Origin of the sequence: Marinobacter sp. OP 3.4, assembly GCF_036224885.1 — a bacterium.
Classification (GTDB): Bacteria; Pseudomonadota; Gammaproteobacteria; order Pseudomonadales; family Oleiphilaceae; genus Marinobacter.
Genome location: NZ_JAVVLT010000061.1, coordinates 1 through 4,968, shown reverse-complemented (window position 1 = coordinate 4,968; position 4,968 = coordinate 1). Strand labels below are relative to the sequence as shown.

Annotated in this window: 7 protein-coding genes; 3 read left to right on the top strand and 4 right to left on the bottom strand. The window is 50.3% G+C overall.

Features of this window, described 5'->3' with window-relative positions:
• Positions 1-600 precede the first annotated feature (600 nt).
• Together RO069_RS11480 and RO069_RS11475 are read left to right on the top strand one after the other, a co-directional pair.
• On the top strand, positions 601-1,113 hold the full coding sequence (locus RO069_RS11480; RefSeq protein ID WP_328187632.1) for a hypothetical protein: 513 nt from the start codon (positions 601-603) through the stop codon (positions 1,111-1,113).
• An 80-nt stretch (positions 1,114-1,193) separates the two neighbouring features.
• On the top strand, positions 1,194-1,514 hold the full coding sequence (locus tag RO069_RS11475; RefSeq protein WP_328187631.1) for a hypothetical protein: 321 nt from the start codon (positions 1,194-1,196) through the stop codon (positions 1,512-1,514).
• 320 nt (positions 1,515-1,834) lie between these two features.
• On the opposite strand, the gene RO069_RS11470 is transcribed toward RO069_RS11475, so the two are convergent.
• From RO069_RS11470 to RO069_RS11455, 4 genes are all read right to left on the bottom strand, one after another.
• The gene (locus tag RO069_RS11470) at positions 1,835-1,945 is read right to left on the bottom strand and encodes a DUF4113 domain-containing protein (protein WP_328187633.1); all 111 of its coding nucleotides are present in this window, start codon (positions 1,943-1,945) and stop codon (positions 1,835-1,837) included.
• A gap of 280 nt (positions 1,946-2,225) precedes the next feature.
• Entirely contained in the window at positions 2,226-3,236 is a 1,011-nt protein-coding gene (locus RO069_RS11465) for a nucleotidyl transferase AbiEii/AbiGii toxin family protein (RefSeq protein ID WP_236040532.1), read from the bottom strand.
• The gene (locus RO069_RS11460) at positions 3,229-3,834 is read right to left on the bottom strand and encodes a DUF6088 family protein (protein WP_011783945.1); all 606 of its coding nucleotides are present in this window, start codon (positions 3,832-3,834) and stop codon (positions 3,229-3,231) included. Before RO069_RS11460 ends, RO069_RS11465 begins: the two co-directional genes overlap by 8 nt.
• Before the next feature lie 111 nt (positions 3,835-3,945).
• Positions 3,946-4,440 (bottom strand): putative molybdenum carrier protein, encoded by a 495-nt coding sequence (locus tag RO069_RS11455; RefSeq protein WP_236040533.1) that lies wholly within the window; start codon positions 4,438-4,440, stop codon positions 3,946-3,948.
• 144 nt (positions 4,441-4,584) lie between these two features.
• On the opposite strand from RO069_RS11455, the gene RO069_RS11450 reads away from it, so the two are divergent.
• A complete protein-coding gene (locus RO069_RS11450) occupies positions 4,585-4,848 on the top strand; it encodes a helix-turn-helix transcriptional regulator (RefSeq protein ID WP_023008981.1) in 264 nt (87 codons plus the stop codon).
• Positions 4,849-4,968 lie beyond the last annotated feature (120 nt).

Sequence of the window (4,968 nt, the reverse complement as noted above, 5' to 3'; positions counted from 1 at the left end):
CTTGATCTTGTGTATCACAACCCACTCCTTCACTGACATGCCCCCGGCCATCGATAAAAGCGAGGGACAGTAGCTGGTTCTGTGGCCTGACGGCCACTCGGAGGTGGGTCAAAATTAATGGCCAGTAGTGGGTCATTTTAATTGGCCACTAACAAAAAGAGGACAAACTATGGTTTCAAGAACATAAGGCAAGGTAGTTTTGGTTCGTTCAGTCATGAAATATAACTGAAATATCTTCGTGTTCCGCACAATATAATGCCCATCCGCATTATACACATACGCATTCTTTAGTATCGCGCATATGTCGCTTATACATCATTAATTATTCTGGGGTCGTTTTGACACGTATTTGATGCAGTGCTAAATAAACATGAGCATTTGTCACGAGTGCTTTGATAATAAAGTGGACATGAAAAGGATATGTAACGATGAAGGATATAATCGGTCAAGGAGTAAGAGCGTCACTTATCCCGTATCGTTGTAGTAACCGGTTTGGCTAGCGTTGCACATGCAACAAATAGTAGTGAAGTCGAATCCAGGTCGTTTTCCGTGCCGTCAGACGGCTCAGAGCCCACTCAGTATGTAACACACGGGGTGAGAATGGGTAACGGGAAGTTAGCTGTTCTGCAAGGCATGAGGTCTGATGAGTTAAAAGCCAGGCACCAAGAGTATTGCAAGTCTTCTGGTGGCCGCGACGCATATGATGAGACAATCAATATCATCGGCGAGGACGTGGTTGATGTGATCGTTTGCCAGCAGGAGCAAAGCGATACCCCAGCCTCAGAGGTTGGGACAGCCACTATAACGCCATATTACACGCCCTCTATCACTCTGGTTCCACCCAACAGAAATGCTCCTGTGAACTCCAACTATACTCTGGATGGGTACATGCATTATTCGACCAATGCGGGCGGAGAGTATAGCCTGGCAATGGCGGCAGACAAATGCTCGATCTCCAATGGAGGGATCGTGGGTAGCAATGTCTACAATGGTCGCCTGAACATTCGTGTTGTCTGTGTATCGCATAACGCTGGAACTTGGCCGGTATACCTGAATGGTTGTATTCCAGGTTTGTGTGCGACAGCCATTGGCGAGGTTCGCGCTCGACACTGATCGTTTATATTACATGGCATAAATCTCGGCCTCCTTGTTATTTTTCAGGGAGGCCGATTCAATTAAATAAAGGTGATTTTATGGGTAAGGTCATATCTGCATTCGCCATTCTGGTTTTGTCCAGTTTTGCTATCGCCGGGGGAAATCAGAAAGTCGAAAGGACATTCACGGATTCCGAAGGAAACAATGTAAAAGCAGAGGTTATTTATCAAAATACTAGTGACAACAAGGTTAGAATTGTTGATGTGAGGCCTATCGATGCTTCCGTGGCTTTCTTCGATCGGGCCTGCGAACAGCGGCTGGGAAAGGGTGCTCGTTTTGTCGCTCCGAGTCCAAATACAACGATCATTGTTGGCGACGTGGAGCAGTATACCTTCGGTTGTCAGAACGAGACTAACTGAGCGAGAGCTACGTTCAAGCGTTAAGGGCACGCGCCAAGCGCGTGTCCCCCGTTTGCTTCAGGTGCCGATGGGCGCTTCCATCTGTCACGTATGGTGACTTTTCCATCCCCAGACTCAAACCGTCAATAGTTTGAATATTTCTAGTTAGCCGTAAGATCCAGGGACCCCTTATAGCCTTGCGACGTCGGACACTCGTAATGTTCAAAGTCTTCAACTTGATCGGAGCTCTCGGGAAGCCGGTAGGCCACCTCCGCCGTCACTTTTCCCTGGATCAAGCTCGTAACCAAACCGACGACTCTGTCATTCTGTAGTCGCCCCTTCTAGCAGTTCGCCAGATGAATATCCTTCCAGGAAGTCGTGTAAGCTGGGGACAAGTGGGTTCGACGAATCTGGCAGCCAATGTCCTTGTGCAGTTGGCGCCCAAACCTGATCGACTTCCCATCCCCCCAGCGATAAGAATATTGGAAGTTGGGGGCCCGGGTACAACCACCACGACCACGCTACCGGCAGCCTTAACTAAGCTGGAAGTAACGCTATGTCGTGGCCTTGTTCTAACTGTTTCATGGCACGGAATCTATGAATGGTGACTAGGAGGCTGTTCAGTGAAGAAGGTAAGGAAGCTATCGGGGCTGCTGTTGTTTATAGTGTGCTCTTATAGCCATTCAGACATCCCTAATGGCTGCCCGAGTACGTGGCAGGAACCGATCGCACTCACCGGCTATTAACACGGCTTTCGAGATCCCGGATTGAGTCGACGATTTCCTCAAAGTCCGGAGGTGTCGAGTACATCATCCCCGCACCCACCATTTTCTCGTAGTCACCCCGCAACCCCTCCAGAGTATCGGTCTCCGGCAATAGCTTCAGCCGTCCATCCAGACACTCGTCATAGTTCGCGTAGCCCGTATGGAAGAAAACTTTCTTGTGACGAACTACATCCTCTAAAAGCTCCCGGTTTTTGACCGCTGATCGGCCGGCAGGATGCTCTGCAAGCATCACCAAGTCGTACCAATGTCGGGACAACCTTTCAGCACTGTCCCTGAGCTTACCCCTACTACATTCAACATGTATGAGCGTCGCTTTCTCCCAGAATGTCCGTTCCGGCGAGAGCACCACGACCTCACTGCTCGGATAGACGAGGTCTTGCGTCAGCTCAGAGATGTATGGGCAGACTATATGAGTTTCATTGGGATCGATGACATTTCTGCCACCGAGCTCAATGAGTACCTGCGACCGAATATATTGGCCCGAATCCTCTATAACCGATGGATAAGTGACCCAAATTTTTTCACCGCCATCGTCTAGCTCAACGGTGCGATGCTCGGATACTGGCAATTTAGCCAATTCACTTTCTAGGTGTGGAACGACCACTTCGTTCGCATAGGCAAAAACATAACTTTTCAGTCGTTCACTAAACTGCTTGGTTTTGGTACGACTTACGCCCCCTGCGAATGGGTCAAAGCCGTCCTCGAAGGCCCTGTAATCCAACGTGATATCGACATCCTCGGAAAAGCGATCAATCACATCGTAAACTTTGGAGAGCGATGTACCACCTTTAAAAGCCATCGGGTGCGCACCAGGCATGGAGAACAGCGCCTGCAGAGTCCAGCAGACCCATACATCCTTTTCCAAAACAGATGCACTGCGAGCCAGTTGAGGTGCAACAGTTTGAAGGATATCGCGTTGTTCCTCCGCGGAAAGTTCGAGAAATACCTGCTCAGCCATGGACACGGCCAGTCTCATATTGCCTGAACACCTCGCTCATCCAGGCCGGCATACGGGAGGAAAGCAACGTCTCGAACTCTTCTTCGCTCAACCCCTCTTTGATCCGCTTCACTACCTCGGTACTGATGTTGTTTTTACCCAGATACCAAAGAGCAGAGAGGGCCAAGCCAGGTCTTTTGCCCGCATGCTGAAGCTTTCTCTGACTGCTGGTGTGCACAAGCCTCACTTTAAGTTTACCGATGCAAATTTCTCGGGTGGGGCCACTAGTGTAGTAAACCGGTGCCGTTGGCATTTGCGTACTGAGCTTGAAGCGGCGAGCCGCTTCTGCCCCGTGAACCTGAATGGTTTCTCCATGCTCTTTCGCGATCACCTCAACCACACGCGACACGTCGGGCATCACCACCCCGACAAACCTGCTTTGCTTTGGCCGGACAAACACGCCCCTTGCAACCCGCTGAATCACACCCGCCTCTACTAGCCTAGACATAGCCTTATCCACAGCTGCGCGTGACCCGAGCCGAAGAAACCTTGTATTTGTAAAGGGCTCACCTTGCGGGAGCTTGACTATTTGACGCTCAATGGACTCTTTCACGGACATGACACACCTCCAAGCATTGTCAGAAAAACTACTACTTTTTCGGACACTATTCAAGCTTGATCGACGTGACAACATCGAGTTTTGCTGACGTATTGGCGGAGCTAAGCCTCATCAACATCCTGAATTATCACCTAGCAACTCAGAAATGACCTCAAAGACATAGGGGTAAATGCCAGCGCATTGCGAAGTTCTCGGACCTGCAACATTTAACGTCCCTATCTGATTATCGATGCAAAATTCCCGGATCTTCTCAACAGCCAGGCCCGGCTCTACTACAGAAATATCAATCAGCTTTAGCGGTTTCCGCTCCTTCAGAGCCATAGAAACAGTCAATGCTGTGCCGCCCTTGAGCTCGTCGCGATAGAAAACAAGCGTACCGTCGCCTGTCTGAACATTTTTTCGGGTTCGGGCTCGATAGCCTCCAGTGATTTCCGTAAGCGGGTAGCGCTCCGGTATCGTCCCATCCTCTGCTAGGCGCCCTTTTGGGCAAGCGCCCGCGATCGGGTAATCCCGGTCTATCGCCGCATCAAGTGCCGCGCGGTCGGCACCAGTCTGACCACCGCTAATGACTTTCATTGGATACTGCTTCATATCAGTCGTTTTCAATCTTTAAGCCTCCCAACGGCGATCAGATCTGTCGCCACATCCATCGGAATTGGATAGCCTTTCCACCACGCCACTCACCCAGTCGAGCGGCCTTTGAGTCTGACGATCAAAAGCAGGCCATACCTACTAATCAGACATTCATCAATGCTGTCATCGATCAATTCAGACAACGTCATCTGGAGTATCACAGGTTCGTTTGAAGCGGAACAAATCGAAACCTCCGCAACTGCCGAGAGAAAGCCCATGTTTTACACCGTCGATGAAGTGAGTAGCCGTTACAAAGTCTCAACTAAAACTATATGGCGCTGGGTCAGAGAGGGGAGATTTCCCCGACCGGTCAAGGTCGGCCCGGGGACAACTCGTTGGAGGGAGGAAGACCTGCAAGCTTTTGAAGAGGGCTTGCAGTGAGTCGTCACCATTGTATGTCGCAATACAAACAACCTCGCCTAATCAAGAAGCCACGCGGAAATGGCTGCGTAAACCGCTGAAGGTTGCCACCCATTCCACGTGAAGCCTGCCACCCGGACC